This is a genomic window from Micromonospora sp. NPDC049101, from assembly GCF_040648675.1.
Classification (GTDB): domain Bacteria; phylum Actinomycetota; class Actinomycetes; order Mycobacteriales; family Micromonosporaceae; genus Micromonospora.
The window spans coordinates 206,930-232,955 of sequence record NZ_JBEZED010000009.1 but is presented as its reverse complement, the minus strand read 5'-3'; the positions used below and the strand labels follow the sequence as shown (position 1 = coordinate 232,955).

Below are 26,026 nucleotides of genomic sequence, written 5' to 3'. Positions count from 1 at the left end.
CCATGGCTCTGCTGCGCTGCCGGGGCCTGCGCAAGGAGTTCGCCGGTCAGGTCGTGCTCGACCAACTCGACCTGACGGTGGCCGAGCACCAGGTGGTGGCCCTGATCGGCGCGTCCGGGTCGGGCAAGTCGACGCTGCTGCGCTGCGTGAACCTGCTGGACGACCTCGACGACGGCACCATCGAGTTGGACGGGGAGGACATCTCCGACCCCCGGGTGGACCCGGACCAGGTCCGGCGGCGGATCGGCATGGTGTTCCAGGCCTACAACCTCTTTCCGCACCTGAGCGTCCTGGACAACATCACCCTCGCGCCGCGGCGCGTACACCGGCGGGGTCGGGCGGAGGCGGAGGCGCAGGCCCGGGAATTGCTCGACCGGGTGGGGCTCGGCGCCCGGGCGGACGCCTACCCGGACCGGCTCTCCGGTGGGCAACAGCAACGGGTGGCGATCGTCCGGGCGCTGGCCAACTCACCTCGACTGATGCTGCTCGACGAGGTCACCTCCGCGCTGGACCCGGAACTCGTCGGTGAGGTGCTGGCGATGATCCGGGACCTGAAGGCCGACGGCATGACCATGGTGCTGGCCACCCACGAGATGGGCTTCGCCCGGGAGGTCGCCGACCAGGTCTGCTTCCTCGACGCCGGGCGGGTCGTCGAGAGCGGCCCACCGGAGCAGGTGCTCGGCGAGCCGACCCAGCCCCGCACCCGGCAGTTCCTCCACCGGATCATCGAGGCCGGCCGGCTCTGAAGGCGAGCCTGCAGAGCCGGCCGGAGGCGGCAGAAGCGGCAGCCGACCGCGCCGACAGCGGCGTCAGCCGCCGAAGCCGACCCGCTGGGCGTTGCCCGCCGCCACCGCGCGCACGGCCAGCGCGGCGTCGAGCGCGGCCACCGTGGCGGCCCAGCCCTTGTCCTCGGCCGAGCCGGGCAGCCCGGCCCGGTCGCGGGCCTGCTCGATGGTCTCCACCGTCAGCACCCCGTGCGCCACCGGCTTGCCCTCGTCCAACGCCACCCGGGTCAACCCGTCGGTGACCGAGCGGCACACGTAGTCGAAGTGGGCGGTCGAGCCGCGCACCACCACGCCGAGAGCGACCACCACGTCACAGCGGCGCGCGAGGGCCTGGGCCACCACCGGTAGCTCGACCGAGCCGGCGACCCGGGCTACGACGGAACGGGCGCCGCACGCCTCGGCGGCGGCCACCGCCCGCTCCAGCATGTGGTCGGTCAGATCACCGTGCCACCGGGCGGCGACGACCCCGACGGTCAGCCCCGCGGCGTCCACCGCGTCGACTCCCGGCTCCCCGAAACCCGCCATCGTCATGCTCCGATCTCGTCGTTGGCGACCAGGCGCCCCAACGGCGCCTCGGACACCTCGTCCAACTCGCCCAGCAGGTGACCCATCCGGTCCCGCTTGGTGCGCAGGTAGCGCAGGTTCTCCGGGTGCGCGCCGACCGGCAGACCCTCCCGGCCGGTGATGGTCAACCCGTACCCCTCCAGCCCGGCGCGCTTGGCCGGGTTGTTGGTCAACAGTCGCATCGAGCGCACGCCCAGGTCGTAGAGGATCTGGGCGCCGGTGCCGTAGTCGCGGGCGTCGGCCGGCAGGCCCAGGTCCAGGTTGGCGTCGACGGTGTCGCGGCCGGAGTCCTGCAACTGGTACGCCTGCAACTTGTGCAGCAGCCCGATGCCGCGCCCCTCGTGGCCACGAACGTAGAGGACCACGCCCCGGCCCTCGCGGGCGACCCGGGCCAGCGCGGCGTCCAACTGCGGGCCGCAGTCGCAGCGCAGCGAGCCGAACACGTCCCCGGTCAGGCACTCCGAGTGCACCCGCACCAGCACGTCCTGGCCGTCGCCGAGGTCACCCAGCACCATGGCGACGTGTTCGGCCGGGTCGTGCGCCGCGCGGTAGCCGAGCGCCCGGAACACCCCGTGCCGGGTGGGCATCCGGGCTTCCGCGACCAGTTCGACCTGCTTCTCGGTACGCCGCCGGTAGGCGATCAGGTCGGCGATGGTGATCAGCGTGAGGCCGTGCTCGGCGGAGAACTTCTCCAGGTCCGGCAGCCGCATCATGGTGCCGTCGTCGTTGACCAGCTCGCAGAGCACACCCGCCGGGCGCAGCCCGGCCAGCCGGGTCAGGTCGATCCCCGCCTCGGTGTGCCCGGGGCGCCGCAGCACCCCGCCCTCGCGGGCGCGCAACGGCACCACGTGCCCGGGCCGGGCCAGGTCGGTCGAGTCGGTCGCCGCGCCGGCGAGCAGCCGGCTGGTGTGTGCCCGGTCGGCCGCCGAGATGCCGGTGCCGATCCCCTCCCGGGCGTCCACGGTCACCGTGTACGCGGTGCCGCGCCGGTCCTGGTTGGTGTGGTGCATCGGCGGCAGGTCGAGCCGGTCGGCCTCGCTCTCGGTCACCGCCACGCAGACGTACCCGGAGGTGTAGCGCACCATGAACGCCATCAGCTCCGGCGTGGCCAACTCGGCCGCGAAGATCAGGTCGCCCTCGTTCTCCCGGTCCGCGTCGTCGACCACGACGACCGGCCGCCCGGCCGCGATCTCCGCGATAGCCTGCTCAATATCTCCAAAACTGGTCACGCCACAGCCTCCGTGTAGATGGGCGTACGGGCGGGGGCCGGTCGGGTGGCGCGCGAGGTGCGCCACCAGGCGGCGAAGCCCCAGACGCAGATGGCGCCGTAGACCAGGTACATGGCCGCCGACGGATAGAAGCCGCCGCGCAGCAACAGCGGCACGCCGACCGCGTCCACCGCGATCCAGAGCAGCCAGAACTCCACCCAGCCGCGGGCCATGCCGTACGTGGCCAGCAGGCTGCCGGTGAGGATCCAGGCATCGGGCAGCGGGCCCCACGAGCCCAGGGCCTTGAGCACCGGGTACGCGGCGGCGGTGCCGACCGCGGCGGCCAGCAGCATGACCAGCCGCTCCCGCCCGGTGGCCCAGCGCGGAACGACCGCCGCCTGACCGGCGTCGGCGCGACGGTTGCGCCGCCACCGCCACCAGCCGTAGACGCTGACCGCGAAGAAGAACACCTGCCGGCCGGCCTGCCCGTACAGGTCGTGCTCCTGCGGGGTGGCGAACACCCCGCCGAGGAACACGGTGAACAGCAGCGCGTTGCCGACCATCCCGACCGGCCACGCCCAGACCAGCCGGCGCAGCCCGAGCAGCGCGGAGAACAACCCGAACGCGTTGCCGACGATCTCCCGGGCCAGCACCGGCGAGCCGGCCACCTGCACCTGGGCGTCCAGCAGCCAACCGAGCGGGCCCATCAGGCCACCCCGCCCGTGCTCGAGGCCACCCCGGTGCCGTCGGTGCCGGTGAGCCGGTCGCCGAGCAACCGCTCGACGTACTTGGCCACCACGTCGACCTCCAGGTTGACCGGGTCGCCGACGCCCTTGGCGCCGAGCGTGGTCAGCTTGAGCGTGGTCGGGATCAACCCGACGGCGAACTCGTCCGCACCCACCTCGGCCACGGTCAGCGAGACCCCGTCGATGGTGATCGAGCCCTTCTCCACCACGTACCGGGACAGCGCGGCGGGCAGCCGGAACCGGACGGTCTCCCACTGCTCGGCCGGCTCCCGGGAGAGCAGCTCGCCGACACCGTCGACGTGGCCCTGCACCAGGTGCCCGCCGAGCCGGCTGCCGAGGGCGGCGGCCCGCTCCAGGTTGACCGGGTCGCCGGGGCGCAGCGCGCCCAGCGCGGAACGGCGCAGCGTCTCCCCCATCACGTCGGCGGTGAAGACACCGTCGGTGGCCTCCACGACGGTCAGGCAGACGCCGTTGACCGCGATGGAGTCGCCGTGCCGGGCGTCGGACGTGACGAGCGGACCGCGTACGGCGACAAGTGCGGAATCGCCCGCGGTCGCCGTCACCCGGACGATCTCGCCCAACTCCTCGATAATGCCGGTGAACATGTCAGCCCTCCCTTTTGCGGGGCAAAGCGGTGATCCGGAGATCCGGACCGATCTGCGTAACGTCGACGAACTCCAGATCGATGGCCTCGGCGATGGTGGTCACTCCCGCGTCGACCAGGGCGGTCGGGCCGGCGCCGAGCAACCGGGGCGCGACGTAGGAGACGATCTTGTCGACCAGGCCGGCCTTCAGGAACGCACCGGCCAGCCGGGGGCCGCCCTCCAGCAGCACCGCGCGGACCCCGCGCTGGTGCAGCGCCGCGAGCAGCGCCGACAGGTCGACCCGGCCGTCCGGGTCGGCGCCGACCTCGTCGGCCGTCGCGATCCACGTCCGCGCGGCGCCGTCGCGGACCCGGGCGTCAGCCGGGGTACGCCCCGAGCTGTCCACGACCACCCGCAGCGGCTGCCGGATGGCCAGGCTGCCGTCGCGCAGGTTGCGGGCGGTCAGCCGGGGGTCGTCGGCGAGCACGGTACCCACCCCGGCGAGCACCGCGTCGACGGTGCCGCGCAGGGCGTGCACGTCGATCCGGGCCGCCTCCGAGGTGATCCACATGCTGGTGCCGTCCGCCGCGGCGGAGCGCCCGTCGAGCGTGGCGGCGTACTTCCAGATCACGTACGGCCGGCCGCGGCGCATCGAGGTCAGCCAGGCGACGTTGCCGGCCTCGGCCTCCTCGCCGCGTACCCCCAGGTCGACCCGGACCCCGGCGGCGCGCAGCGTGGCGGCGCCGCCGGACGCGACCGGGTTGGGGTCGGGCACGGCGATGACCACCCGGGCGACCCCGGCCTGGACGAGCGCGGAACTGCAGGGGCCGGTGCGGCCGGTGTGGTCGCACGGTTCCAGAGTGACGACCGCGGTGCCGCCCTTGGCCCGCTGCCCGGCCTGCGCCAGGGCGACGATCTCGGCGTGCGGCCCGCCGGTGTACGCGTGGAAGCCCTCGCCCACGACCTGGCCGTCCTCGTCGAGCAGCACGCAGCCGACCACCGGGTTGGGACTGGTGGTGCCGAGCCCGCGTGCCGCCAATTCGATCGCACGCCGCATCGCCTCGTCGACGGAGACGCTGGCCATCGCCCTGCCCTGCCCTCTCACTCGCCGGTCCGCGCGCGGGCGGTCAGGGAGGCGGTGGCCATGGGGCCACGGGCAGGCGGCGGCGGATCCCGGGAACGGCGCGAGCCGCCCGCGGATTCCGGGAACGGCACAGCCGCCCCCGGAGGGTCGGCACGGCACGCTGAAGCCAGCGGCCGGCTCGAACCCGTCCGTCCCGCGCGCTGTCTCCCATCCGGACTGTCTGGGGGCGGACGAACCGCTCCCAACCGTCGGCCCCGGATTTTCACCAGGTCCACCGGGCGGCGTGAGCCGTCCGGGTCGCGGGCTGACCACGGTTGGACCGTGGATCACCGCCGGTTCGGAATTTCACCGAGTCCCGCCAGCGCGTGGTGGGTACAGGGCAGTCTTACACGCCGACGGGGGTGCGTCGCCACCCCGGCGAGCTACTTCACAGCGTCGTCATGCTCACGTGACACCACGGCGCCGGTCCACGGCGACGTACGACCCCGGTTGGCTCTTGGCCACCGTCTTCATCTCCGAGGCCACCGCGATCGCCTCCAGGGGGTCGGTGAACCGCTTGCCGTCGTCGGAGAGGGACACCCCGATGGAGAGCGTGACCAGGGCGGCGCGCCGGATGGTGCCGCGCCGGTCCTTCAGCTCGACGAAGCCGCGCTCACGGTCGGTCGCGTCGTAGAGCGTGTCGGCGGACTTCTCGAAGTCGACGACCGCACGGGACGTCAGGGGGCGGACCTGGTCCGGGGCGCAGACGATGACGAAGTCGTCGCCGCCGACGTGGCCGAGGAAGGCCGGCGGCAGCCCCACCGCCACCACCGCCCGGTGCAGGCTGCGGGCCAGCGCGGAGATGAAGTCGTCACCGCGGACGAAACCGTAGCGGTCGTTGACGCTCTTGAACCGGTCGATGTCGATGTAGCCGACCGCGTAGTCCACACCGTGGCGGACCCGGTCGCTGATCTCCCGCCGGATCCGGCTGTTGCCGGGCAGCCCGGTCAGCGGGGAGACCTCCCGGAACTCCTTGTTGCGGCGCAGCGTCGACGAGACCCGGGCCACCAGCTCGGCGGTGTCGAACGGCTTGACCAGGTAGTCGTCCGCGCCGGCGCTGAGCCCGTGCACCTTGTCGACGGTCATCCCCTTGGCTGTCAGCATGATCACCGGCAGGGCGGAGGTCATCGGGTCCGCGCGCAGCCGCCGGGTCAGCTCCAGCCCGTCGATGCGGGGCATCATGAGATCGACCACCGCCAGGTCCGGTCGCTGCCGCTCGATGACCTCAAGGGCCTCCTGCCCGTCGCTGGCGTGGATCACCTCGAAGCCGTGCAGCCGCAGGTTGAACTCGACGAAACGAGCGATGTCCTCGTCGTCGTCGACGACGAGGATGACGTCCTTGTGGTCGCCCTCGGGATCCACCTCAGACCTCGCGAGCCGCGCGTTCCGCCAGTGCCCGCAGGTGCCGTACCGCCTCCGCCGGGTCGGCCGCGCCGTACACGGCGGTGCCGGCCACGAACGCGTCGGCGCCGGCGGCGGCCGCCTGCTCGATGGTGTCCGCGGCGATCCCGCCGTCCACCTCGATGCGCAGCTCCAGGTGCCCGGCCGAGACGTGCCGGCGGGCGGCACGCACCTTGTCCAGCAGTTGGGGAATGAACCGCTGCCCGCCGAAACCGGCCTTGATCGTCATGATCAGCAGGGTGTCGAAGCTGGGCAGCAGGTCCAGGTACGGCTCGATCGGGGTGTCCCGGTCGATGGCCAGGCCAGCCTTCGCGCCGGCCGAGCGCAGGTCCTTGGCCAGCGCCACCGGGTCGTCGGACGCCTCCGCGTGGAAGGTGACGTTGTACGCCCCGGCGTCGGCGTAGCCGGGAGCCCACCGGCGCGGATCCTCGATCATCAGGTGCACGTCGAACGGCATCGCGGTGACCGCACGCAGGCTCTGCACCACCGGCAGACCGATGGTCAGGTTCGGCACGAAATGGTTGTCCATCACGTCGACGTGCAACCAGTCCGCGGCGTCCTCGACGGCACGGACCTCTTCGGCGAGGTGGGCGAAATCGGCGGCCAGGATGCTCGGCGCGACGATCGGCGGCGGTACGGTCACGGGGCCAGTGTACGAATGTGGCCACCCATCATCCGCATCGCGGCACCAACTCCGACGCGTTGTGATGCGACAGTGACCGGTGGTGCAGAATTGGTCGCTCCGGACTGCCGAATCCGGACGAACAGACATGAGTGGCTGGCCGATCGACGGAAACGCGACGACACTCCAAGCGGGACGGTGCCGAACGGGGCACGCCCGGCGGGGTCTCGCCGCGGGACGCGGTGACCGGCCGTCAGCTCCCGGAAGGGCGGACGATGCGACGGTGGCTCCCAGCGCTGGTGCTGGCCGGCGTCACGATGATGCTGCTGGCGGGCTGCGCGCCGGCCCGGGGCGCGGACGGTGATCTCACCGACGACTGGCCGGCACTGCGGGACCCGACGCCGTTCACCCCCGCCACCGACACCTGCCTGCCCCGGATCACCGCGGTCGTGCAGGCCAGCACCTACGAGACAGTGGACTGCGCGCGCAACCACCTGGCCGAGGCCATCCACGTCGGCGCCTTCGTCGGGCCCGACGCGCTGACCGAGACCCGACCCGAACCGGGGTCGTCGGCGCTGCGCACGGCCCGCGCCGAGTGCGACCAACGGGCCCGGGAGGTGCTCGGCGGCGACTGGCACACGGCCCGGCTCACGCTGTCCCTCGCGCTGCCGTCGGCACCGGCCTGGGCCGGCGGTGCGCGGTGGTTCCGCTGCGACCTCAGCGAGACCGGCAGCATCGACAACACCCGCCCGGTGAACCGCACCGGCAGCCTGCGCGGGGCGTTGATCGGCGACAACCCGCTGACCCACGGGTGCTTCGACCCCAAGCTGATCGGCGACAACCTCAACTACATGGCGCCGGTGCTCTGCACCGAGCCACACCGCGCCGAGTTCGTGGGCGTCTACCAGGAACAGGACGCCGACTGGGCGACGTTCGCCCGCTCCGCCGCGCGGTCGCACCAACGCTGCATGGAGTTGATCGCCGAGTACGCCGCCGTGCCGAACGACAAGGACCTGCCGTACCGGGCCGGTTCCATCTACTACCCGCCGTCGCAACGGGAGTGGGAGGAGGGTGACCGTGGGGTGCGCTGCTTCCTGTGGAGCGACGACCGCAAACTCACCCGCTCGATGCGCGGCGCCGGCCCCGCGGGACTGCCCGCCGCCTAAGGCCGGTTTCACAAGGGCGGTCGTGCCGAGGCGGAGTCCGGGCGGCGACCCGGCCCGCCGCAGGCCGGCCAGTTCTTATGAAACAGGCCTTAGGGCCTGTGCCGTATGCTGCTGCGCCGTGGCGCTACCGACCGGCTGGGTCCGGCCGGAGGCCACAGTGGCGGGAGGTCAGGGATGCGACGGTGGTTGGCGGCGTACGCCGGGGGTGCGGCCCTGGCCCTGGTGCTGGCCGGGTGTAGCGCACCCGCCGGAATCGACAGGGACCTCGTCGACGACTGGCCGGCGCCGGTCGCCGCGCAGCAGTTCGTGCCCGCCGCCGACGTCTGCCACCTGACCGCTCAGCAGGTCGGCTTCCTGACCGGCTACAACCCGACGGCGTGCACCGAGTCGCACCTGGTGGAGACGATGCATGTCGGCACGCTCACCGGAGCGAACGCCGAGCCGGGCACTCCCCCGCAGCCCGGCTCGGCCGGCATGCGGGCCGCGCACGCCGCGTGCGGCACGGTGGTCAACAAGGCGGTGGGCGCCGACTGGCGTTCCGGGCGGCTCGGCCTGAGCGTCGTGCTGCCGTCACCGCAGGCCTGGGCGGGCGGGGCCCGGTGGTACCGCTGCGACGTCAGCGAGATCGCCAGCATCGACGACACCACTGTCGGCCTGCGCACCGGCAGCCTGAAGGGTGCGCTGTCGGGCGCAGCGCCGCTGGCGTACCGCTGCTTCAACCCCAAGCTGGTCAAGGACGACATCGACGAGATGCTGCCGGTCTCCTGCACGGCCAAGCACCACGCCGAGTTCGTCGGGGTCTGGCAGGCCCCGGAGATCAGCTACAGCGCGTTTGCCCGCAGTGTGCCGAAGGCCCACCGGGCCTGCCAGACGATGATCGCCAAGTACGCCAAGGTGCCGGACAACTCCCAGCTCGAGTTCCGCGCCGGCACGATCTTCTACCAGCCGTACGAGGAGGAGTGGCGCAACGGCAACCGCGGCGTGCAGTGCTTCCTCTGGATCTCCGACCGGAACCTGACCCGCTCGATGCGCAACGCCGGCACCAAGGGGCTCCCGGTCACCTGAGCGCTCCCGCGTCCGGCCGGTCGGGTGACCGGCCGGAGCGGTTCGTCAGCCTCGGCGCAGGACGGCGAGGAACATCGCGTCGGTGCCGTGGCGGTGCGGCCAGAGCTGCACCGTCGGCCCGTCGCCCAGACCGGGCATGCCGGCCGGCAGCAGCGGCCGGGCGTCCACGAAGTCCACCGCGACACCACTGCGGCGGGCCGCCTCGGTCACCGTCACGTGCGTCTCGACGGTGTGCGGCGAGCAGGTGACGTAGGCGACCAGACCACCCGGGCGGACCGCCCGCAACGCCGCACCCAGCAACTCCCGTTGCAGCCGGGTCAGCGGCGGCAGGTCGGACGGTTGGCGGCGCCACCGCGACTCCGGTCGGCGCCGCAACGAGCCCAGCCCGGTGCACGGGGCGTCCACCAGCACCCGGTCGAAGTGCTGCTCCGGCAGCTTCGGGTCGGCGCCCACGTCGCGGCCGTCCATCGCCAGCACGGCCACCGGCAGGTCACGGGTCGCCAGGGACACCAGCCGGGCGCGGTGTTCGGCCACCTCCACCGCGGTCACCCGCGCACCACGCTGCGCGGCCAGCGCGCCGAGCAGGCCGGCCTTGCCGCCGGGGCCGGCGCACAGGTCCAGCCAACGCCCGTCCGGGCCGTCCAGTGGCGCGTTGGTGAGTGCCGCGGCGACCAGCTGGGAGCCCTCGTCCTGGACGTGGGCACGGCCGTCGACCACCGCCGGGATGTCGCCCGGCGCGCCGCCGGGCAGATAGACGGCGTACGGCGAGAAGGCGCCGGGCGCCCCGCCGACCTGGTCGGCCAGCTCGATCGGGTCGATCAGCCCCGGCCGCGCGCACAGGTGCACCGGCGGGCGCTCGTTGTCCTCGATCAGCAGGCGGGCGGTCTCACCCAGGTCGCCACCGAGGGCCTCGGAGAAGGCCCGCACGATCCACTGCGGGTGGCTGTACGCCAGTGCCAGGTGCCCGACGGGGTCGGTCTCCATCGGTGGGGCGAGCTTCGCCACCCAGGCGTCCGCGTCCCGGGTCGACACCTCGCGCAGCACCGCGTTGGCGAAGCCGGTGGCGCCGGGCGCGACCGAACGGACCAGGTCGACGGTCGACGACACCGCGGCGTGCGCCGGCACCCGGGTGTGCAACAGCTGGTACGCCCCGAGGCGCAGCGCGTCGCGGACCGGTGGGTCGATCCGGGCCACGTCCCGGCCGGCGGCGTCGGTCAGGATCGCGTCCAACGTGCCCAGGTTGCGCAGGGTGCCGTAGGTCAGCTCGGTGGCGAAGGCCGCGTCCCGGCCGAACAGCCCCTCGTCGCGCAGGATGGTGGGCAGCACCAGGTTGGCGAACGCGTCGTCGCGGTGCACGGCGGCGACCGCCTCGTACGCCGCGCGGCGCGGTCGATCCAGTGGTGGCCGGACCGGACGGCGGTCTCCGCCACGACCGGTCGGCGGGCCGGAGCGTGTCGGGCGCGTGCCCTCCGGGGCCGTCACGCGAAGTCCTCGCCGGTGCCGACCCGGACGCCGCGCGCCCAGTCGGTCGCGCCCATGGCCCGTTTGCCGGCGGCACGCACCTCACCGAGGCGCACCGGCACGGTCGCCGTGCCGGCCAACACCCGCGACTTCTCCACAAGCAACTCCCCCGGCTTCAACTCGGGGCCGTCGGGCACCGGCACCACCGGGCCGAGCTTCACCCGCTCGCCCCGCAACGTGGTCCACGCACCCGGCGCGGGCGTGCAGGCCCGGATCCGCCGGTCGACGGCGAAGGCCGGGTCACCCCAGCGCACCCGGGCGTCGTCCACGGTCAACTTCGGCGCCAGCGACACCCCGTCGGCGGGCTGCGGCTCGGCCCGGGCGGTGCCGTCGGCGATCGCGTCGAGCACCGCCACCAGCAGCCCGGCACCGGAGTCGGCGAGCCGTTCCAGCAGGTCACCGGAGGTGTCGCCGGCCCGGATCTCGTCGGTGAGGGTGCCGAAGACCGGGCCGGTGTCCAGGCCCTCCTCCAACTGGAAGACGCTGGCTCCGGTCAACTCGTCACCGTGCAGCACGGCATGCTGCACGGGCGCGGCGCCGCGCCACGCGGGCAGCAGCGAGAAGTGCAGGTTGATCCAGCCGTGCCGGGGGATCTCCAGGGCCGCCGGTGGCACCAGCGCGCCGTAGGCGACCACCGGCACGCAGTCCGGTGCGAGCGCCCGCAGCCGGTCGAGGAACTCGGGGTCGCGGGGGCGGGCCGGCGTGAGCACCTCGACGCCCTGCGCGTCGGCCCACTCGCCGACCGGGGAACGGGACAGGCCACGCCCTCGCCCGGCGGGCGCGTCGGGCCGGGTGACCACGGCGAGCAGGTCGTGCCCGGAGGCGGCGACGGCGGCCAGGGCGGGAACGGCGACGGCCGGCGTACCGGCGAAGACCACTCGCATCGGGGTCACCGACCCAGCCCGAAGGGGTCGCTGATGTGCGGGCTCAGCTTGACCGTCGGTGGGGCCGCCGCGTCGTACCAGTCGGCCTGGCGGATCGCCTTCATGGCGTCCTTGCGCCCCTGGGCGTCGAGCCGGTCGAGGAAGAGCACCCCGTCGAGGTGGTCGGTCTCGTGCTGGACGCACCGCGCCATCAGGCCGGTGCCGACGATCTGCATCGGGTCGCCGAACGAGCTGAAGCCCTTGGCGATGACGTTCTGCCGACGCTTGGTGTCGAAGTAGAGCCCGGGGATCGACAGGCAGCCCTCCGGGCCCTCCTGCTCCTCCTCGTCGGGAAACTCGAGCACGGGGTTGACCAGGTGCCCGAGCACGTCGTCGACGTCGAAGGTGAACACCCGCAGACTCACGCCGAGCTGCGGCGCGGCCAGGCCGGCGCCGTTCTGCTCACGCATCGTGTCGGTGAGGTCGGCGACGAGCCGACGCAGCTCGGCGTCGAAGTCGACCACCGGATCGGCCGGCGTGCGCAGCACCGGATCCCCAAAAAGACGGATGGGCTGGACGGTCACGCGGGAAGGCTCCTTCGACAGGTGGGACGGGCCGTGCCGTACCAGTCTACGGAGTGCCCGGCCGCGCGCTGGCCGGCGTACCTCGATCGGCCACCGCCGGTGTGCCAAGCGTCACCGACCGGCCGCCGAGCGCGCCCGGCGGCGGCGCCTCGCCGCCGTCCGAGCAGCTCGCGGGCGACCGTCAGCCCCGCGCCGAGCACCCGTCTGCCGCCCGGCCCAGCAGGTGACGGACCCGCTCGACATCGGGGTGGCCGAGGTCGTCGAGGATGCCCAGGGCCCGCCGCCAGGTCCGTACGGCGCCGGCCGTGTCCCCCGCCGCCTGCCGGCTCTCGCCGAGCCGGGACAGGGTGTCCGCCTCGTCGTAGCGGTCGCTGATCCGCCGGTACAACCCCAGTGCCCGCTGGTAGCAGCGAATCGCCTGGCGGTGGTTACCGAGCTGGGCGTGGATGAAGCCGAGGCTGTCCCAGGTGTTCGCCTCACCGTGCCGGTCCCCGGTCGGGCGCAGCAGCGCCAACGCCTGCCGGCAGTGCACCAGCGCGGGCCCGTACTGGCCGAGCTGGGCGTGCGCCCAGCCCACCGCGTTGCGGGCGCTGGCCTCCCCGGCCGCGTGGCCGGCGGCCCGGTACAGCGCGAGAGCCCGCTGACCGTGCTCCAGCGCCTCGGCGTACCGGCCGAGCCCGTCGAACATCGCACCGAACGCCCGGTGGGTCCGCGCCTGCCCGGTGTGGTCACCCAACGCCTCGAAGATCAGCAGGGACTGGCGGTAGTTCTTCGCCGCCTCGTCCACCCGGCCCAGCCGGGAGAGCACCCGGGCCAGGTCGCGGTGGGCGTTCGCCTGCCCGAGTCGGTCGCCCGCCCGCCGCGCCCCGGCCAGGGCGGCCCGCTGGGCGACGGCCAGATCCGTCCACCGCCCCCGGCGTTGCAGGAAGTCCACGAGTGTCCAGGCCAACTGCCAGGCATGGCCGTCGAACCCGGCACGTCTGGCGTGGGTGACCGCCGCCAGCAGCACCGGGTACTCGACGGTGAACCAGGTGAGTGCCTGACCGTGGTTGGTGATCTCCTCGGGCAGCACACCCGGCGGAGCGGCGGCCAGGGTGACCGGGTCGCGACCCGGCTGCAGCAGCAGCGCCGCCGCGTGCGCGGTGTGCAGGTAGTGATCCAGCCCACGCCGAATCGCGGCCCGCCGGGCCTCCGGCGGCTCCAGACGTTCCGCCTGCTCCGCCGCGTACGCCCGGAGCAGGTCGTGCGCGCCGAACCGGCCGGGGGCATGCTCGGTGACCAGGTGGGCGTGGGCCAGCTCCGCCAGCAGACGAGGCAGCTGCCCCCGGGGCAGCCCGGCGAGGCTGGCCGCCGCCGCCACCCCGATCTCCGGCCCCGGATGGCAGCCGAACAGCCGGAACAGGCGTGCCGCCGCGGGCGTCAGGCTCCGGTACGACCAGGAGAAGACCGCCTGCACGTCGGTGCCGGTGTCACCGCAGTCGAACGAGTCCAGCGGGTGGGGCGCCTCGCGCAGCTCGTCGGCGAGGGTGGCCAGGGGGAAGGTGGGATCGCCCGCACCCCGGGCGGCGAGCACGGCCAGCGCCAGCGGCAGCCGCGCACACCGCTCGATCATCTCGTCCACCGCCCGCGGTTCGGCCGCCAACCGGTCCCCGCCGAGTCGCCGGGCCAGCAGTTGCCAGGCCTCGTCGGTGCTGAGCAGGCCGACGTTGATCGGCCGGGCGCCGTCGGCGGCGATCAGGCCGGCGAGCCGGTTGCGGCTGGTGACCAGGACCAGGCAGCTCGGGCTGCCGACCAGCAGGGGGCGGACCTGGTCGATGTCGCGGGCGTTGTCGAGCAGCACCAGCATCCGGCGGCCGGCGAGCAGGCTGCGATAGAGGCCCACCTGCGCGGGCAGGTGGGTGGGGATCCGTTCCGGCGGCACCTCAAGGGCCTCCAGGAAGCCTCGTACCGCCTCGACGGCCGTCACCACCACTCCGGAGGCGTCGAACCCGCGCAGGTCGACGTAGAGCTGCCCGTCCGGGAAACGGTCGGCGACCCGGTGCGCCCAGTGCACCGCCAGTGTCGTCTTGCCGACCCCGGCCGTGCCGGACAGCGTCAGGACGGTGCCCGGCGCCAGGTCGCCGTCCCCGGACCCGGCGGAGTCGGCGCAGGCGGCATCGAGCTGGGCGAGCTGGGCGGCACGGCCGACGAAGCCCGGCAGCGCCGGGGGCAGTTGCCGGGGCACCGGGAAGCGGGCCGACGCCGCGGCGGGGCGCGGGCCGCCGGCCCTGGCGCGGACGGCCCCGGCGCTCGCCCGCCCGGTGGTGGCGTGGTCCCGGTTCGGGCTCCGACGGCGCTCCTCGATCCGGTCCCGTGCCGTGGCCAGCACTCCCTGCTCGGCGGGAGTTGCCCCGAGCAGCCGGATGAGGGCGTCGAACCGCTCCGGCGGCGGCAGGATGTTGCCGGCGAAATACTCCCCGATGATCCCGCGCGACCAGCCGGTCTTCGCGGCCAACTGCCGGTACGTCAGCTGGGTCTCGCCCTGCTGCCGGGCCTCCCGACGGCGCAACTGGCGCAGCAACCCGGCCAGCTCCGGCAGTGTCTGCGCCTCGGCGCCGCCGCGAGCCACCTCGAACGCCCCGGGCGATTCCTGCGCCGCCTGTCGAACGGGAGGTACCCGTTGGTCGGACATGCGGCTCCCACCCCCCCGTGCACCCAGCCGCCCCGGATGCGCAGGGGCAGGCTAATTCCGCCCGCGCGCCGTTCGATAGCCGAGCGCCGATGTCTGACAGTTCCACGGTGGAGCGTGGACCGTCCGGCGGTGTCCGGTGGTGTCCGGTGGTGTCCAGTGCCGTCCAGGATCCGGCTCGCGGCGCCGACGTCACATGCCACCGTCCTGGTGCGGGTTCGACCCGCTCCATCACCCCTGGGGGAAGAGGTACCTGATGATCCGTCCACATCTGACCGCCCGGCGGTCCCCGTCGCTGTTGCGGCGCGCCGCCGTCGCCGCGTTCGGCCTCACGCTGCTCGTCGCGGGCGTGACCGCCGCACCGGCCACCGCCGCACCCGGAGGCAAGGCCGCCACCACCGGTTCGTTCGTCGACAGCACTCCGGTGCCCGGCGGCTTCACCTCCTGGTCGGAGCTGCTCCGGCTGCAGGAGCGCATGAACACCGCCGCCGCGCGGATCACGAAGGTCGCCGAACGCAGCGCGAACTCCGGCTTCGCCGGAATCGTCGCCGATCCCACCACACGACAGCTCCAGGTCTACTGGAAGGGCGAGCCGCCGGCCCACCTGGTGGCCACCACCCGGGCCACCGTCGCGACGAAGGTGCTGCCCGCCCCGTACTCACAGCGGGAACTCGTCGCCGCGGCCGACCGGCTGCTGGCCAAGGTCGGCAACCAGATCACCACGGTCGGGCCGCGCGCCGACGGCGCCGGCCTGCTCGTCGGCACCCAGGACGGTCTGCTCGGCGCGACGGCACTCGCCGGTGTCCCGGTGACCGTGCAGACCGGCGTCGCCGCCGCGCCGGCCACCCGATGGGACGACTCGCCGCCGTGGTGGGGTGGCGCCGCGTGGCGCAACACCGCCACCGGCGGTGGCTGCTCGACCGGCTTCGGTGTCTACCAGGGCGGGGTGACGCGGGTGCTCTCCGCCGCGCACTGCGCCAACCTGAACGTCCTGGCGACCGACCCGACCGGGCAGACGATCGGCACCGTCGGCACCCGCAACGTCAGCACCGACACCCTGCTGCTCAACGGCAGCGGGGGCGGCCGGGTCTTCAACAACAGCACCGACGCGGCCGGCGCGGTGGTCAGTGAGTTCAACAACCAGGTGATCGGCGCGTCGGCCAGCCAGGTCGGCAACTGGGTCTGCACCTCCGGCGCGTACTCCGGGACCCGCTGCTCGATCCAGGTGAAGGCCCGCAACCTGTGCATCAACGTGCGCAACTTCGGCACGGTCTGCGGTCAGGTGCAGGCCGAGAACACCACCCACACCAACGCCGTCGGTCAGGGTGACAGCGGCGGCCCGGTGGAGATCGTGAACGCGGCGAACACCCTCCAGGTCTGGGCGACCGGAACCAACACCGCCATCGACGACACCAACACCTCGGTGGCCTGCACCGGCTACGTCCCCACCGGTCGGGTCTGCGCCTGGCGGTTCTACTACGAGGACATCCTCTCCGGCATGGCCGGCGTCGGCGCCTCCGGCGTGGTCCTCGGCTGAGGCATCGCCTGAACGCAACGACCGAAGCTGAGGCGTCGCCTCGACGCAACAGGTGGCCGGGCCGGCGCGCATCCCGCGTGCCGGCCCGGCCCACCGCTGGGCTCAGGCGCTGGCGGCCGGGTCCCCGGCGAGCACCGCGTCACCGCGCAGCAGGGCGGGCTCGGGCAGCGGCAGCTGGATCTTGTGGGCCGCCTCCCAGTCGTAGATCAGGCCGGGGCGGACCTGGGCGGCGAAGTAGTCGATCGCCGTCATGCCACCCACCACCGGCTCGTCGACCTCGGCGACCAGTTGGGCGGGGACCAGCGAGAAGCCGTTCTGCAGGGCGGCGCTGAGCCGGCGGTGACCGTCGACGACGAAGAAGTACTCGCCGGTGAACCCGATCTTCAGCGGTTCGAGGGCCTCGTCACCGGCCTCGGCCACGTCGCCGACGAAGTCGGTGTCCCACAGACCCCGCAGGGTGGCGATGTCCTCGGTCGGGTAGACGCGGGCCGGGTCCAGCAGCAGCAGCGGCGGCCCGTCGCGCAGCACCTCGGCACCGAGCGTGCCCTCGTACGCGGCCACGATGTGCTCGATCACCTCGGCCGCCGAGGCACGGGTGGTGTCACAGATCAGGTCGTAGTTGCGCAGGCGGGCCTTGTCCACCCCGTACCGGACGATGAACCTGCTGCGCTCGCTCGCGCTGCGTTCCCGGAGCTTGGCCTTGGCCTCCTCCAGGGAGGCGTAGCTCTCCGCCGGCCCGGACGGGCGGGCGAGCACCCGGCGGGCCGCCTCGCCCGGCTCGGTGATCATGTGAACCTTGAGCGCGTCGGTGAAGAAGTGCCACGCCAGCCGGGAGTCCATGACGAGGGGCTCACCGGTGGCGGCGATGTCCCGCTGGAGCTGGTCGACGTAGCCGTCGACGGCCTGGTCGAGCTCGGCGTGCAGGTTGAGCTGCAGAGCGGTCATCTGCCGCTGCTGCGCCATCTCCCGATAGAGGTCACCCACACTGACCCGCCGCATGCCGAGCCGCTTGGCGATCTCGACCGACACGGTGCTCTTGCCGCTGCCGAGGTCGCCGTTGAAGACGATCGATTGTCCAACGGTCACGACTGGTCCACCCCTGATCACCGGCTCAAAGACATCATCGACATCGCGTCCGACCGACGCGTTCCCGCCCTCGTCGCGCCAACCCGCGCGGCCCCAGCTCGGCGGCTGTGACGCTCCGTTGCGACCCGGAGCCGTCGTACGCCTGACATGACGGGCGATGCTACCACTTGAGCGCCACCGCTTTGCCGGACGCGGTGTGCGAGGGCCATCCCGCGCGGGCCGGGGCGGCCGACGTCGGCACCGGCCGAAACACCTCAGAACAGGCTCAGCGGATCGACCTGGAGACGAACCGGGTCGGCGGCCTTGCGGGCGGCGCGGGCACCGGCGGCCGAGTGCAGCGCCTCGGCGAGCGCGGCAGCTCGGGACCGGGGTACCCGCACCAGCATCCGTTCCCGGCCCGCCTCGGCCGGCACCGGCCCGAGCACCTCGGCGTCGGTCGGCAGCCGGGCCGCGGCGAGCAGGTCGGCCACCGCCTCGGCCGGGCCGGTGACGCTCGCCATCCGGACGGCCGGTGGGAAACCCAACTCCCGACGCTCGGCCAGCTCCCGGCCGGCGAACCAGGCGGCGTCCCAGCGCAGCAGCGCCTGCACCGGGGCGAGCGCGCCGTCGGCGACCACCACCACCCGGCCGGCCGGTGCCGGACGGGCCAGCGCCGCCGCCGCCAGCCAGCGCCGCAGCGCCTCCTCGCCGGCACGCAGGTCGGCCCGGGTCAGCAGGGCCCACGAGTCGAGCAGCAGCACCGCGCCGTAACCGCCCGCGGCGACCGGCTCGGCGCCGGGTGTGGTCACCACCAGGGCCGCCCCACCGGGTACGTCGGTCAGCACCTCCTCGCGCCCCGAGGTGCGTACCGGCACCCCGGGGAACGCCCGACCCAGCTCCTCGGCGGTCCGCCGGGCACCGGTCACCGCGGCCCGCAGCCGCCGCCCACCGCACTCCGGGCAGGCGTACGCGGCCGCCACCCGGGCGCACCACCGACAGGCCGGGATGCCACCGGCCGAGGGCAGCGCGAGCGGCCCCGAGCAGTGCGCGCAACGGGCCGGGGTGCGGCACTCGGCGCAGGAGATCGACGGCAGGTAGCCGCGTCGGGGCACCTGCACCAGCACCGGCAGGTCCTGCCGGAGGGCGTCACGGGCGGCCGTCCAGGCCAGGCTGGGCAGCCGGGCGGTGGCGGCCCCGGGGTCACGGGCCAGCTGTGGGTCGTCGCCGGTCGGCGCGATGGCCGGGATCCGGGCCCGCACGGTGGCCCGGTCGGCGACCACCTCCCGAGCCCAGCCGGTCTCCAGCAGCAGCTGCGCCTCGGCGGTGCGGGCGTACCCGCCGACCAACGCACCGGCCTCGGCCAACTGGACGCGGGTGAGCAGCACATCGCGGGCGTGCGGGTACGGCGACCGGGGCTCGGAGTGCAGGTCGTCGCCGTCGTCCCAGATGGCGACGAGGCCGAGCCGGTCCACCGGGGCGAACATCGCCGCCCGGGTGCCGATCACCACCGGCACCTGCCCACGGCGGGCGGCGAGGAACGCCCGGTAGCGCCGGGCCGGCCCGAGGGCGGCCGAGAGGGTGACGTGCCGCCCCGGGCCGAGCACGGCGGTGAGCGCGGCGTCCAGCCGGTCCAGGTCGCGGGCGTCGGGCACCACGACCACCGCTCCGCGCCCACCGGCGACGGTGGCGGCCACCGCGTCGGCGTAGCGGGCCGCCCAGTCCTCGCCGGGCAACGCCGACCAGACCGCGCGGGGCGCCCGGCCGTCGGTGAGCGCCCGCAGCAGCGCCGGGCCCGTCGGGTAGTCCCCCCACCCACGCGGGTCGACCGCTGCGGCCCCGGGCGTGACCGCCGGGGTGGGCTGGTCGCCGCGCGGCTCCTTCTCGACCCGGGCGTGCCGGGGTGGAACGGCGAGCCGGAGCACGTCGGCGAGGCTGCCCGCGTACCGGTCGGCGACCGCGCGGGCCAGCCGGGCGATCTCGGGCGCCAGCACCGGCTCCGGTGAGACCACCTTCTCCAGGTACGCGAGCCGGCCGGTGTGCCCGGAGTCGTCGGCGCGCGACAGCAGCCACCCGTCGACGAGCTGCCCCGCGAAGCGCACCTTCACCCGGGTGCCGGGCACCGCCGCCTCGTCCAGCTCGGCGGGCACCAGGTAGTCGAACGGCCGGTCCAGATGCGCCAGCGGCACATCCACGCAGACGCGCGCGACCGGCGACCCATCCGCGGGTCGCCGGTCGCTACGCCTGGTGGCGGTCAGGCTCCCGCGGCCGACTTGAGGTCGGCGGCCCGGTCGGTGCTCTCCCAGGACAGGTCCGGCAGCTCGCGGCCGAAGTGGCCGTACGCGGCGGTCTGCTGGTAGATCGGGCGGAGCAGGTTGAGGTCCCGAATGATCGCGGCCGGACGCAGGTCGAACACCTCGGTGACGGCCTTCTCGATCGAGGAGACCGGCACGGTCTCGGTGCCGAACGTCTCGATGAACAGGCTCACCGGGTGGGCCTTGCCGATGGCGTAGGCGACCTGCGCCTCGCACCGCTCGGCCAGACCGGCGGCGACCACGTTCTTGGCGACCCAGCGCATCGCGTACGCGGCCGAGCGGTCCACCTTGGACGGATCCTTGCCGGAGAACGCGCCGCCGCCGTGGCGGGCGTACCCGCCGTACGTGTCGACGATGATCTTGCGGCCGGTCAGCCCGGCGTCACCCATCGGGCCACCGATCTCGAACCGGCCGGTCGGGTTGACCAGCAGCCGGTAGCCCTCGGTGTCCAGACCCAGGCTCTCCAGCTCCGGCGCGATCACGTGATCGCGCACGTCGGGAGTGAGCAGCGAGTCCAGCGAGATGTCCGCGGCGTGCTGGCTGGACACGACCACGGTGTTCAGCCGGACCGGGCGCAGCCCCTCGTACTCGATGGTCACCTGGGTCTTGCCGTCGGGCCGCAGGTAGGGAATCGTGCCGTCCTTGCGGACGGCGGCCAGGCGGCGCGCGAGCCGGTGGGCGAGGGCGATCGGCAGCGGCATCAGCTCGGGCGTCTCCGAGCAGGCGAAGCCGAACATCATGCCCTGGTCGCCGGCGCCCTGTGCGTCCAGTGCGCTCTCCGACGCCCCGGTACGCAGCTCGAAGGCGTTGTCCACGCCCTGCGCGATGTCCTCGGACTGGGCGCCGATGGAGACGCTGACGCCGCAGGACGCGCCGTCGAAGCCCTTCTTCGACGAGTCGTAGCCGATGTCGAGGATGGTCCGCCGGACGATGGTCGGGATGTCGGCGTACGCCTTGGTGGTCACCTCACCGGCGATGTGCACCTGGCCGGTGGTGATCATGGTTTCCACCGCGACCCGGCTGTGCGGATCCTCGGTCAGCAACGCGTCGAGGATGCCATCGCTGATCTGGTCGGCGATCTTGTCCGGGTGGCCTTCCGTGACCGATTCGGACGTGAAGAGGCGGCGTGTCACGGCACTCCTAAGCGTGTGAGGTCGTTCCGCGGCAGTCTAATCACCACTGCGGCCGGTGTATGGCCCGGTCGCGCTCCGTTCCACCCGTCAGGAGCGGCGGCCCGGCAGTCGCGCCACGACGAGATCCCAGACGGCGTCGGCCACCGCGTCCTTGGCCTGCTCGGGCAGCCGGCTGACCGAGCCGTCAGCGCCGATGACCGTCACCGTGTTGGTGTCGGCACCGAAGACCAGATCGGGACCGACCTCGTTGACCACGATCAGGTCGGCCCGCTTCCGGGCGAGTTTCGCTCGGCCGTTGGCCTCGGCGTCGCCGGTCTCGGCGGCGAACACCACGAGCAGTTGCTCCGGTCGCTTGCGCTGGCCGAGCTCCGCTGCGATGTCCGGGTTCGTGACGAGCTCGATGGTGGGTGCGACGCCGTCGTCCGACTTCTTGATTTTGCCAGCCGCGTACGTCGCCGGCCGGAAATCGGCCGGAGCCGCCGCCATCACCACGGCGTCGGCCTCGACGGCGGCCTTCAGCGTCGCCTCCCGCAACTCGGCGGTGGTGCCGACCCGGACCAGGTCGACGCCGGCGGGGTCGGCGAGGGAGACGTTTGCCGCGACCAGGGTGACCCGGGCACCCCGGGCGACCGCGGCGCGGGCGAACGCGTACCCCTGTTTGCCCGAGGAGCGGTTGCCCAGGAAGCGGACCGGGTCCAGTGGCTCCCGGGTGCCGCCGGCGGTGACGACCACCCGGCGACCGGCCAGGTCGGCCGGGGCGGAGTCACCCCGGGCCAGGAGCCGACGGGCGACAGCGAAGATCTCCGCCGGGTCGGGCAGCCGACCCTTGCCGGTGTCGGCGCCGGTGAGTCGCCCGACGGCGGGCTCGATGACCCGCACACCCCGGGAGCGCAGCGTGGCGACGTTGGCCACGGTGGCCGGGTGCTCCCACATCTCGGTGTGCATGGCCGGCGCCAGCAGCACCGGGCAGCGGGCGGTCAGCAGCGTGTTGGTCAGCAGGTCGTCGGCGAGCCCGTGTGCGGCCTTGGCGAGCAGGTCGGTGGTGGTCGGCGCGACCACCACCAGGTCGGCCCGCTTACCGAGCCGGACGTGCGGCACCTCGTGGACGTCGGTCCAGACGTCGTCGGCGACCGGTTGCCCGGAGAGCGCCGCCCAGGTCGGCGCCCCGACGAACCGGAGCGCCGACGCGGTGGGCACGACCCGGACCTGGTGACCCGATTCGGTGAAGAGTCGCAGCAGCTCACACGCCTTGTAGGCAGCGATGCCGCCGCCGACACCGAGGACGATCGAGGCGGACATCGGCCGGTGAGTGGTTACGGCTGGTCGGTCGGCTCGGCGGTGAGCAGACCCGCGTTGATCTCGCGCATGGCGATGGAGAGGGGCTTCTCCTGCGGGGTGGTCTCGACGAGCGGGCCGACGTACTCCAGCAGGCCCTCGCCGAGCTGGCTGTAGTAGGCGTTGACCTGGCGCGCGCGCTTGGCGGCGAAGATGACCAGCGCGTACTTCGACGTCGTCTTCTCGAGGAGCTCGTCGATCGGCGGGTTGGTGATGCCTTCGGGGTTGGCGATGGATCCCACGAATTAACCTCTGCGTCTTTCGAGCCGCGCGGACGCGGTGCTGAGTCTCAACGGCCGGCGCTCAGCCGCGCAGCACGCGCGACCAGGCCGGGTCCGGATAAGAAGAACCGAGTAAGCCTACCAGCTCGTCGACCACCCGCTCGGTGCGGTCGTGGGTCAGCGTGTGCTCGACGGCGGCCGCCACGCTGGCGTCGGGTTCGTACCCGGGTGGGCTCAGCAGCACCAGCCGGGCATCGGGCAGGCGCGCACCCACCTGCGCGGCGCCGCGCAGGTCGAGCGGGAGCAGCGCCGGTTGCCCGGCGTCGAGCCGGGCGCGCAGCGGTGGGTACGGAGTGCCCCGGCGGTAGGCACCGACCCGGGACCACTCCAACAGCTCGCCGCCGGCGAGCCGGCGATCGAACTCGGCGGGGGCGAGGAAAACACGGTCTTCCCCGTCGATCTCCGCCTCCCGGCGCGGCCGGGTGGTTGCCGGCACCGGGATCCACACGGACGGAGAACGCGCCCGGACCAACTCGACGACACTCTCCCTGCCGGAACCCGAAGGTCCAGCCAGGACAGTGAGCCGAGCAGCCGGGCGCGCCTCGTCATCCGTGCTCACTGCTTGTTTCTACACGCTGCCAGGTTCAGTTGGCGGCGAACTCTCCAAGCAGTGCCTTGCGCTGCTGCTCGCCGAGGCCACGCAGGCGACGGCTGTCGGCGATCTTGAGCTTCTCCATGATCTGGGTCGCCCGGATCTTGCCGATACCCGGCATGGCCTGCAGGACGGCCGACACCTTGAGCTTACCGACGACGTCGTCGCTCTCGGCGCGCTCGAGGACGGCACCGAGAGTGGTCTTGCCCTGCTTGAGCTGCTCCTTCAGCTGAGCACGGGCCTTGCGGATCTCCGCGGCCTTCTCGAGCGCGGCAGCGCGTTGTTCGGGGGTCAGTGACGGGAGCGGCACCAGTTCTCCTCAGGTCCCTATCGCGGCGGGCGGGGCGCACCGCCGCATCTGTGAAACGTGGTGTCGCTGTGAACCAAGGGGTCCATGGTTCCCAGCGCGGGGAAAACTAGCGGCCAACGGAGCTTTCGGCAACGTGGGGGCCGCATGATCACCGTAAGGTGACCGACCCGTCAGTCAGTCACCGGGCAGGCAGAACGGCCCGGCAGTCGACCAGGACGCGGTCCGCGGCGGCGCGCAGGGCGGCGACATCGGGCCCGGCCGAGAGCACCTCCCGGGAGTACGACGGGAGCACCGAGGCGAGGCTCGAACCGAAGACGGTACGCAGATCGGCCGCACCCGCACCCTGTGCGCCGAGCCCCGGGGCGAGCAGTGGACCCCCCACTCCGGAGAGGTCGTGACCGGTGTCGCCGATGGTCGCGCCGACCACCAACCCGAAGCTCCCGAGCGGGGTCGCACCCCTGTTGAGCTGCGAAATCTCGTCGATCACGGTTTGCGCCACGGTGCGGCCGTCGGCCGTGCGGGCCCGCTGCACGGCCGCGCCCTCGGGGTTGGAGGTGAGCGCCAACACGAACACACCGCCGCCGTGCTCGGCGGCAAGTTCGAACATCGGGGCCAGCGAACCTACTCCCAGGTAGGGGCTCGCGGTGACCGCGTCGACATACATGGGGCTGGATGGATCGAGGTACGCGGAGGCGTACGCGCTCACCGTCGAGCCGATGTCGCCGCGCTTGACGTCGAGGAGAACGAGCGAGCCGGCATCCCGTAACTGTCGGATAGTTGACTCAAGAATCTCCACTCCGCGGGATCCGAACCGCTCGAAAAAGGCCGACTGAGGCTTCACCACCGCAACCCGGTCACCGAGGGCCTCGACGACCGTCCGCGTGAAACTGTCCAACCCGTGGACGTCGTCCGTGAGGCCCCAGCGGGCCAGCAGACCGGGATGCGGGTCGATGCCCACACAGAGCGGCCCCCGCTCGCTCATCGCCCGGTGCAGCCGGGTTCCGAAGCTCTCCATCCGGTACTCCCTCTCTCCTGCCGGGCGGCGGGCCGCCTCCCGGGTGTCCGTTGACGACGGCGGCTCAGCCCGCCGCCACCGCCGCCGCCACCCCGGCCGTGATCCGGGCCAGGTCGGCGTCGTCGGTGACGTACGGCGGCATCGTGTAGACCAGGTCGCGGAACGGACGCAGCCACACCCCGTGGTCCACCGCCGCCGCGGTGGCCGCGCCCAGGTCGACCTCGTGGTCGAGTTGGACCACCCCGATCGCGCCGAGCACCCGCACGTCGGCCACGCCCGGCGTACCGCGCAGGGGCTCCAGGCCGGCGCGCAGGCCGGCGCCGACCCTGGCGACCTGTCCGGCCCAGTCTCCGGCCCGCAGCAGGCCGATGGAGGCGTTCGCCACCGCGCAGGCCAACGGGTTGCCCATGAACGTCGGTCCGTGCGCCAGCACGCCGGCGGCGGAGATGCCCCGGGCGACCTCCGGGGTGCACAGGGTCGCCGCGAGCGTCAGGTAACCGCCGGTGAGGGCCTTGCCCAGGCACAGCACGTCCGGCGTCACCCCGGCGTGCTCGGCGGCGAACAGCTCGCCGGTACGGCCGAACCCGGTGGCGATCTCGTCGAAGATCAGCAGAATCCCGTGCGCACGGGTCACCTCGCGCAGCACCCGCAGGTAACCCGGGTGGTGGAAACGCATCCCCCCGGCGCCCTGGACGACGGGCTCGACGATCACCGCGGCCAGTTCGTCGGCGTGCCGCTCGACGGTCCGCACCAACGCCGCCACGTACGCGTCGTCGGGTGGGTCGTCGAAGCCGCCGGGTGGGACCGGGGCGAACACCTGCCGGGGCAGCACGTCGCCCCAGAGGTGGTGCATGCCGCCCTCCGGGTCGCAGACGCTCATCGGGTGGAACGTGTCGCCGTGGTAGCCGCCCCGCCAGGTCGCCAACCGCCGCCGCTGCGGCCGACCGACGGCCCGCTGGTACTGCAGGCACATCTTCACCGCCACCTCGACGCTGACCGAGCCGGAGTCGGCCAGGAACACGTGCTCCAGGCCCTCCGGGGTCAGCTCGACCAGGGTCTGGGCGAGCCGTACGGCGGGCTCGTGGGTGAGCCCGCCGAACATCACGTGGCTCATCCGGCCCAGCTGGTCGGTCACCGCCGCGTCCAGCACCGGGTGCCGGTAGCCGTGGATCGCCGCCCACCAGGACGACATCGCGTCCACCAGCTCCCGCCCGTCGGCCAGCCGCAGCCGCACCCCCGCGGCGCTCTCCACCACGTACGGCGGGTTCGTCGGCGGCAGCGCGGCGTACGGATGCCAGACGTGCGCCCGATCGGCGGTCAGGATCTCCTCGGGTGTCACACGTACTCCTCTGCGCCTCAAGCGGTCCGGACGGCGGACGTCCGGCAGCGGGGTCCAACCCCTCCTCCACCACCACCAGCACCACCACGGCCGCCTTTGCTCTGCACCCGCGGATGCGACACCCGGTGGCCGGGCGTCGCGCTCCGGGTGGTGCAGCCACGGGTGCAGAGCAAAGGGGCAACAGTGGGCATGTGCTCCTCGGCCCGG

The 26,026-nt window shown here is 73.3% G+C and carries 24 protein-coding genes; 4 read left to right on the top strand and 20 right to left on the bottom strand.

Translation table 11 applies throughout. The annotated features are described in order from the left end of the window. The first annotated feature begins 2 nt into the window (after positions 1 to 2). Positions 3 to 746, top strand: a complete 744-nt coding sequence (locus AB0B57_RS15330) for an amino acid ABC transporter ATP-binding protein (RefSeq protein ID WP_357069376.1) — start codon at positions 3 to 5, stop codon at positions 744 to 746. 63 nt (positions 747 to 809) lie between these two features. Here AB0B57_RS15330 and ribH read toward each other — a convergent pair whose 3' ends face one another. The 7 genes from ribH to rpe form a co-directional block, all read right to left on the bottom strand. Then, positions 810 to 1,310, bottom strand: a complete 501-nt coding sequence (gene ribH / locus AB0B57_RS15325; RefSeq protein ID WP_357069460.1) for a 6,7-dimethyl-8-ribityllumazine synthase — start codon at positions 1,308 to 1,310, stop codon at positions 810 to 812. 2 nt (positions 1,311 to 1,312) lie between these two features. Beyond that, positions 1,313 to 2,578: a bifunctional 3,4-dihydroxy-2-butanone-4-phosphate synthase/GTP cyclohydrolase II gene (locus tag AB0B57_RS15320; protein WP_357069374.1), complete on the bottom strand. Its 1,266-nt coding sequence runs from the start codon at positions 2,576 to 2,578 to the stop codon at positions 1,313 to 1,315. Further along, positions 2,575 to 3,264 (bottom strand): nicotinamide riboside transporter PnuC, encoded by a 690-nt coding sequence (gene pnuC, locus AB0B57_RS15315; protein ID WP_357069372.1) that lies wholly within the window; start codon positions 3,262 to 3,264, stop codon positions 2,575 to 2,577. The genes AB0B57_RS15320 and pnuC overlap by 4 nt, the downstream gene beginning before the upstream one ends. After that, positions 3,264 to 3,908: a riboflavin synthase gene (locus AB0B57_RS15310; protein WP_357069370.1), complete on the bottom strand. Its 645-nt coding sequence runs from the start codon at positions 3,906 to 3,908 to the stop codon at positions 3,264 to 3,266. The genes pnuC and AB0B57_RS15310 overlap by 1 nt, the downstream gene beginning before the upstream one ends. A gap of 1 nt (position 3,909) precedes the next feature. After that, the gene (gene ribD / locus AB0B57_RS15305; RefSeq protein WP_357069368.1) at positions 3,910 to 4,971 is read right to left on the bottom strand and encodes a bifunctional diaminohydroxyphosphoribosylaminopyrimidine deaminase/5-amino-6-(5-phosphoribosylamino)uracil reductase RibD; all 1,062 of its coding nucleotides are present in this window, start codon (positions 4,969 to 4,971) and stop codon (positions 3,910 to 3,912) included. Between the two features lie 444 nt (positions 4,972 to 5,415). After that, entirely contained in the window at positions 5,416 to 6,372 is a 957-nt protein-coding gene (locus AB0B57_RS15300; protein ID WP_357069366.1) for a response regulator, read from the bottom strand. A 1-nt stretch (position 6,373) separates the two neighbouring features. Next, positions 6,374 to 7,054, bottom strand: coding sequence for a ribulose-phosphate 3-epimerase (gene rpe, locus AB0B57_RS15295; RefSeq protein WP_357069364.1), 681 nt, complete (start codon positions 7,052 to 7,054; stop codon positions 6,374 to 6,376). Between the two features lie 254 nt (positions 7,055 to 7,308). Between rpe and AB0B57_RS15290 the strand changes: the two genes are divergently transcribed. Beyond that, positions 7,309 to 8,199, top strand: coding sequence for a septum formation family protein (locus AB0B57_RS15290; RefSeq protein ID WP_357069362.1), 891 nt, complete (start codon positions 7,309 to 7,311; stop codon positions 8,197 to 8,199). Positions 8,200 to 8,373: 174 nt separating this feature from the next. Continuing rightward, on the top strand, positions 8,374 to 9,264 hold the full coding sequence (locus AB0B57_RS15285; protein WP_357069360.1) for a septum formation family protein: 891 nt from the start codon (positions 8,374 to 8,376) through the stop codon (positions 9,262 to 9,264). A gap of 45 nt (positions 9,265 to 9,309) precedes the next feature. Here the strand turns inward: AB0B57_RS15285 and AB0B57_RS15280 are convergent, their stop codons facing one another. From AB0B57_RS15280 to AB0B57_RS15265, 4 genes are all read right to left on the bottom strand, one after another. Continuing rightward, positions 9,310 to 10,788, bottom strand: coding sequence for a transcription antitermination factor NusB (locus AB0B57_RS15280; protein WP_357069458.1), 1,479 nt, complete (start codon positions 10,786 to 10,788; stop codon positions 9,310 to 9,312). Then, the gene (fmt, locus tag AB0B57_RS15275; protein WP_357069456.1) at positions 10,743 to 11,669 is read right to left on the bottom strand and encodes a methionyl-tRNA formyltransferase; all 927 of its coding nucleotides are present in this window, start codon (positions 11,667 to 11,669) and stop codon (positions 10,743 to 10,745) included. Before fmt ends, AB0B57_RS15280 begins: the two co-directional genes overlap by 46 nt. A gap of 5 nt (positions 11,670 to 11,674) precedes the next feature. Continuing rightward, complete coding sequence (gene def / locus AB0B57_RS15270) at positions 11,675 to 12,232, bottom strand: peptide deformylase (protein ID WP_357069358.1); 558 nt, start codon at positions 12,230 to 12,232, stop codon at positions 11,675 to 11,677. 181 nt (positions 12,233 to 12,413) lie between these two features. Continuing rightward, entirely contained in the window at positions 12,414 to 14,903 is a 2,490-nt protein-coding gene (locus AB0B57_RS15265; protein WP_357069356.1) for a tetratricopeptide repeat protein, read from the bottom strand. 253 nt (positions 14,904 to 15,156) lie between these two features. Between AB0B57_RS15265 and AB0B57_RS15260 the strand changes: the two genes are divergently transcribed. Then, positions 15,157 to 16,437 (top strand): hypothetical protein, encoded by a 1,281-nt coding sequence (locus tag AB0B57_RS15260; protein ID WP_357069354.1) that lies wholly within the window; start codon positions 15,157 to 15,159, stop codon positions 16,435 to 16,437. 102 nt (positions 16,438 to 16,539) lie between these two features. On the opposite strand, the gene AB0B57_RS15255 is transcribed toward AB0B57_RS15260, so the two are convergent. From AB0B57_RS15255 to AB0B57_RS15215, 9 genes are all read right to left on the bottom strand, one after another. Then, complete coding sequence (locus AB0B57_RS15255; RefSeq protein ID WP_357069352.1) at positions 16,540 to 17,523, bottom strand: AAA family ATPase; 984 nt, start codon at positions 17,521 to 17,523, stop codon at positions 16,540 to 16,542. 254 nt (positions 17,524 to 17,777) lie between these two features. Further along, positions 17,778 to 19,694, bottom strand: a complete 1,917-nt coding sequence (locus AB0B57_RS15250) for a primosomal protein N' (RefSeq protein WP_357069350.1) — start codon at positions 19,692 to 19,694, stop codon at positions 17,778 to 17,780. Between the two features lie 59 nt (positions 19,695 to 19,753). Next, positions 19,754 to 20,947 (bottom strand): methionine adenosyltransferase, encoded by a 1,194-nt coding sequence (gene metK / locus AB0B57_RS15245; protein WP_357069348.1) that lies wholly within the window; start codon positions 20,945 to 20,947, stop codon positions 19,754 to 19,756. 87 nt (positions 20,948 to 21,034) lie between these two features. Then, positions 21,035 to 22,246 carry a bifunctional phosphopantothenoylcysteine decarboxylase/phosphopantothenate--cysteine ligase CoaBC gene (gene coaBC, locus AB0B57_RS15240; protein WP_357069346.1) on the bottom strand — a complete coding sequence of 404 codons (1,212 nt, stop codon included), beginning with the start codon at positions 22,244 to 22,246 and terminating at the stop codon, positions 21,035 to 21,037. A 14-nt stretch (positions 22,247 to 22,260) separates the two neighbouring features. Further along, complete coding sequence (rpoZ, locus tag AB0B57_RS15235; RefSeq protein WP_007075826.1) at positions 22,261 to 22,524, bottom strand: DNA-directed RNA polymerase subunit omega; 264 nt, start codon at positions 22,522 to 22,524, stop codon at positions 22,261 to 22,263. A gap of 61 nt (positions 22,525 to 22,585) precedes the next feature. Then, positions 22,586 to 23,122: a guanylate kinase gene (locus AB0B57_RS15230; RefSeq protein WP_357069344.1), complete on the bottom strand. Its 537-nt coding sequence runs from the start codon at positions 23,120 to 23,122 to the stop codon at positions 22,586 to 22,588. 25 nt (positions 23,123 to 23,147) lie between these two features. Further along, positions 23,148 to 23,465: an integration host factor, actinobacterial type gene (gene mihF, locus AB0B57_RS15225; protein WP_030335662.1), complete on the bottom strand. Its 318-nt coding sequence runs from the start codon at positions 23,463 to 23,465 to the stop codon at positions 23,148 to 23,150. Between the two features lie 178 nt (positions 23,466 to 23,643). Beyond that, a complete protein-coding gene (pyrF, locus tag AB0B57_RS15220) occupies positions 23,644 to 24,480 on the bottom strand; it encodes an orotidine-5'-phosphate decarboxylase (RefSeq protein ID WP_357069342.1) in 837 nt (278 codons plus the stop codon). A 64-nt stretch (positions 24,481 to 24,544) separates the two neighbouring features. Then, positions 24,545 to 25,819, bottom strand: a complete 1,275-nt coding sequence (locus AB0B57_RS15215; protein ID WP_357069340.1) for an adenosylmethionine--8-amino-7-oxononanoate transaminase — start codon at positions 25,817 to 25,819, stop codon at positions 24,545 to 24,547. Positions 25,820 to 26,026 lie beyond the last annotated feature (207 nt).

Excerpts from the sequence above, each read along its gene's own strand:
- pnuC (WP_357069372.1), bottom strand. The coding sequence starts at position 3,264 with ATGGGCCCGCTCGGTTGGCTGCTGGACGCCCAGGTGCAGGTGGCCGGC.
- pyrF (WP_357069342.1), bottom strand. The coding sequence starts at position 24,480 with ATGGAGAGCTTCGGAACCCGGCTGCACCGGGCGATGAGCGAGCGGGGG.
- coaBC (WP_357069346.1), bottom strand. The coding sequence starts at position 22,246 with ATGTCCGCCTCGATCGTCCTCGGTGTCGGCGGCGGCATCGCTGCCTAC.
- fmt (WP_357069456.1), bottom strand. The coding sequence starts at position 11,669 with ATGCGAGTGGTCTTCGCCGGTACGCCGGCCGTCGCCGTTCCCGCCCTG.
- AB0B57_RS15290 (WP_357069362.1), top strand. The coding sequence starts at position 7,309 with ATGCGACGGTGGCTCCCAGCGCTGGTGCTGGCCGGCGTCACGATGATG.
- AB0B57_RS15260 (WP_357069354.1), top strand. The coding sequence starts at position 15,157 with ATGATCCGTCCACATCTGACCGCCCGGCGGTCCCCGTCGCTGTTGCGG.
- AB0B57_RS15330 (WP_357069376.1), top strand. The coding sequence starts at position 3 with ATGGCTCTGCTGCGCTGCCGGGGCCTGCGCAAGGAGTTCGCCGGTCAG.
- AB0B57_RS15285 (WP_357069360.1), top strand. The coding sequence starts at position 8,374 with ATGCGACGGTGGTTGGCGGCGTACGCCGGGGGTGCGGCCCTGGCCCTG.
- ribD (WP_357069368.1), bottom strand. The coding sequence starts at position 4,971 with ATGGCCAGCGTCTCCGTCGACGAGGCGATGCGGCGTGCGATCGAATTG.
- ribH (WP_357069460.1), bottom strand. The coding sequence starts at position 1,310 with ATGGCGGGTTTCGGGGAGCCGGGAGTCGACGCGGTGGACGCCGCGGGG.
- AB0B57_RS15310 (WP_357069370.1), bottom strand. The coding sequence starts at position 3,908 with ATGTTCACCGGCATTATCGAGGAGTTGGGCGAGATCGTCCGGGTGACG.
- AB0B57_RS15265 (WP_357069356.1), bottom strand. The coding sequence starts at position 14,903 with ATGTCCGACCAACGGGTACCTCCCGTTCGACAGGCGGCGCAGGAATCG.